Here is a 2,867-nt window from a genome sequence, read left to right as displayed (position 1 = left end):
CCCCGGCGTGTCGCCCGCGGGGCCCTCGATACCGTCGGGGTCGGCGACGCTGCGCCCGAGCATCTGATAGCCGCCGCAGAGGCCGAGCACATGGCCGCCCCTGCGATGATGCGCGAAGAGATCGATGTCCCAGCCCTGCGCCCGCAGGAAGGCGAGATCGCCGCGGGTGGACTTTGAGCCGGGGATAACGACGAGCCTGACGTCACCGGGGATCGCTTCGCCCGGGCGCACCATCACGAGATCGACGCCCGGCTCGAGCTTGAGCGGATCGAGGTCGTCGAAATTGGCGATCCGCGACAGCGCGAGGCACGCGATCTTGCATTGACCGAGTTTTCGCGCGTCGGTCAGACCCAGCGCGTCCTCGGCCGGCAGCTCGCCGGCGCGCGCAAACCAGGGCAGCACACCAAGGCCGCGCCAGGCGGTCTTCGTTTCGATTAGCCCATAACCATCTTTGAATAACGTGGGATCGCCGCGGAACTTGTTGATGACGAAACCCTGGATCATCGCGGCATCGTCGGGGTCGATCACCGTCTTGATGCCGACGAGCTGGGCGATGACGCCGCCGCGGTCGATGTCGCCGACCAGCACGACCGGCACGTCGGCCTTGCGGGCAAAGCCCATATTGGCGATGTCGGCCTTGCGCAGGTTCACCTCGGCGGGACTGCCGGCGCCTTCCACCAGCACGAGATCGGCGCGCACCTTCAGTCGCTCAAAGCTCTCCAGCACCGCGCCCATGAGCGACGGCTTCATCGCGGCGTAGTCGCGCGCCCGCGCGGTCGCGATACGTTTGCCTTGGACAATCACCTGCGCGCCGACATCGGTCTCGGGCTTCAGCAGCACCGGATTCATGTCGGTGTGCGGCTCGACGCCGGCGGCGAGCGCCTGCAGTGCCTGGGCACGGCCGATCTCGCCGCCATCGACGGTGACGGCCGCGTTGTTCGACATGTTCTGCGGCTTGAACGGAAGCACGCGCAGGCCGCGCTGCGTGAAGGCGCGCGCGAGTCCGGCGACGATGAGCGATTTGCCCACGTCCGAGCCGGCCCCCTGGATCATCAATGTGCGCGCCATCGAATTCAGAACTCGACGCCGGCCTGCGCCTTGATGCCGGAGCGGAAGGGATGCTTGACCAGGGTCATCTCGGTGACGAGATCGGCGATCTCGATCAGCTCGTCCTTGGCGTTGCGCCCGGTGAGCACGACATGGGTCATCGCGGGCTTTTGCGTCGTCAGGAATTCGACGATCTCGGCGATATCGAGATAGTCGTAGCGCAGCGCGATGTTGATCTCGTCGAGCACGACCATGCGCAAGCTCTCGTCGAGGATCAGCTCCTTGGCCTTCTCCCAGCCGGCGCGCGCCGCGGCGATGTCGCGGGCGCGGTCCTGCGTCTCCCAGGTAAACCCTTCGCCCATCGCGTGGAACTGGCAGAGGTCGCCGAAATGGCCGGTCAGCAGGCGCCGCTCGCCGGTATCCCAGGCACCCTTGATGAACTGCACGACCGCGCAGGGGAAGCCATGGGCGACGCAGCGGACGATCATGCCGAAGGCCGAGGACGACTTGCCCTTGCCGGCGCCGGTGTGGACGATGATCAGTCCCTTTTCGCCGCTCTTGGTCGCCATGATCTTGTCGCGGGCGGCCTTCTTCTTCGCCATTTTCTGGGCGTGCCGGGCGTCGGTTTCCTCGGCTGTTTGGGTATCCGGTTCAGGCGTCATCGGTCCCGGTCCTTCGGCTTGACAAGAGGCGGCCACCGGCAAATGGTGGCCCGGCGTTGGTTCCTGTCCTATGACAGGCGAAGAGGGAATGCGATAGGGTCCGAATCGGCAAGATTTGGGTCCAAACTGCAGCCGCCCCCGCGACCGTGACCGGAGAGATGCCCGAAGCCACTGATTCCCTTTGGGATCGGGAAGGCGGGGATCGAAGGGCAAGACCCTGCTCCGCAAGCCGGGAGACCTGCCAGCGCGGACGAGTTTTGGACCGGCGGACGGGGTGTTCCGCGACGGGGAAACGGGCCTTCTGGGGAATGGTCCGTGTGCCTCATCGCCTCCCGCTATTATCTGGAAGAGGCGATGACCGTCACACTTCACGTCTGCATCACCTGCCGTGCCGGCGAGACGCCCGGCGAGGGCGAGACGACGCCCGGAAAACGCCTGCATGGTGCGATCCTCGACGCCGGCGTGCCCGACGGCGTCAATGTGGTTCCCGTCGAATGCCTGTCGGCCTGCAGCCAGGGCTGCTCGGTCGCGCTCAGCGCGCCCGGCCGCTGGTCCTATGTCTATGGCCGCCTCTCGGATGCCAACGCGCAGGACGTGGTCGCGGGCGCGGCGGCCTATGCGGCGGCGCCCGACGGAATCGTGCCATGGCGCAGCCGTCCCGAGATCTTCCGCAAGCAGTCGCTTGCCCGCATTCCCCCTGTTGCCGTCGTGCCGGAGGCCGCCGAATGAACTCGCTCGCAAAAGTCCCTGTGACGGTGGTCACGGGTTTTCTCGGCTCCGGCAAGACCACGCTGATCCAGCATCTGCTCACCAATGCAAACGGCAAGAAGCTCGCGGTGCTCGTCAACGAGTTCGGCAGCGAGGGCGTCGACGGCGAAATCCTGAAGTCCTGCGCCGATGCCAACTGCCCGGAAGAGAACATCGTCGAACTCGCCAATGGCTGCATCTGCTGCACCGTTGCCGACGATTTCATTCCAACCATGGAAAAACTGCTGGCGCGTCCGGTGCGACCGGATCACATCCTGATCGAGACCTCGGGCCTGGCGCTGCCGAAGCCGCTGCTGAAAGCGTTCGACTGGCCGGAGATCCGCTCGCGCATCACCGTCGACGGTGTGATCGCGCTGGCCGATGCCGAGGCGGTCGCGGCCGGCCGCTTCG

4 protein-coding genes and 1 riboswitch are annotated in these 2,867 nt (G+C 66.1%); of the genes, 2 read left to right on the top strand and 2 right to left on the bottom strand.

The window, feature by feature from the left end:
- On the bottom strand, positions 1 to 1,068 hold a 1,068-nt coding region (locus MOV75_RS33130; RefSeq protein ID WP_247007429.1), incomplete at its 3' end, for a cobyric acid synthase.
- A gap of 5 nt (positions 1,069 to 1,073) precedes the next feature.
- Positions 1,074 to 1,709, bottom strand: coding sequence for a cob(I)yrinic acid a,c-diamide adenosyltransferase (gene cobO / locus MOV75_RS33125; RefSeq protein ID WP_246930025.1), 636 nt, complete (start codon positions 1,707 to 1,709; stop codon positions 1,074 to 1,076).
- A gap of 40 nt (positions 1,710 to 1,749) precedes the next feature.
- Positions 1,750 to 1,970, top strand: a riboswitch (cobalamin riboswitch).
- 93 nt (positions 1,971 to 2,063) lie between these two features.
- Between cobO and MOV75_RS33120 the strand changes: the two genes are divergently transcribed.
- Together MOV75_RS33120 and MOV75_RS33115 are read left to right on the top strand one after the other, a co-directional pair.
- The gene (locus MOV75_RS33120; protein ID WP_246930030.1) at positions 2,064 to 2,438 is read left to right on the top strand and encodes a DUF1636 domain-containing protein; all 375 of its coding nucleotides are present in this window, start codon (positions 2,064 to 2,066) and stop codon (positions 2,436 to 2,438) included.
- Positions 2,435 to 2,867 (top strand): GTP-binding protein (locus MOV75_RS33115; RefSeq protein WP_309486989.1); only part of this gene is annotated, 433 nt, incomplete at its 3' end. The genes MOV75_RS33120 and MOV75_RS33115, both read left to right, overlap by 4 nt.

The organism is Bradyrhizobium sp. PRIMUS42 (genome assembly GCF_023006515.1).
Classification (GTDB): domain Bacteria; phylum Pseudomonadota; class Alphaproteobacteria; order Rhizobiales; family Xanthobacteraceae; genus Bradyrhizobium.
The sequence above is the reverse complement of the archived record's forward strand: the minus strand, read 5'-3'. Positions and strand labels throughout refer to the sequence as shown.

Coding starts and splice junctions, on each gene's coding strand:
- cobO (WP_246930025.1), bottom strand. CDS start 1,709: ATGACGCCTGAACCGGATACCCAAACAGCCGAGGAAACCGACGCCCGG.
- MOV75_RS33120 (WP_246930030.1), top strand. CDS start 2,064: ATGACCGTCACACTTCACGTCTGCATCACCTGCCGTGCCGGCGAGACG.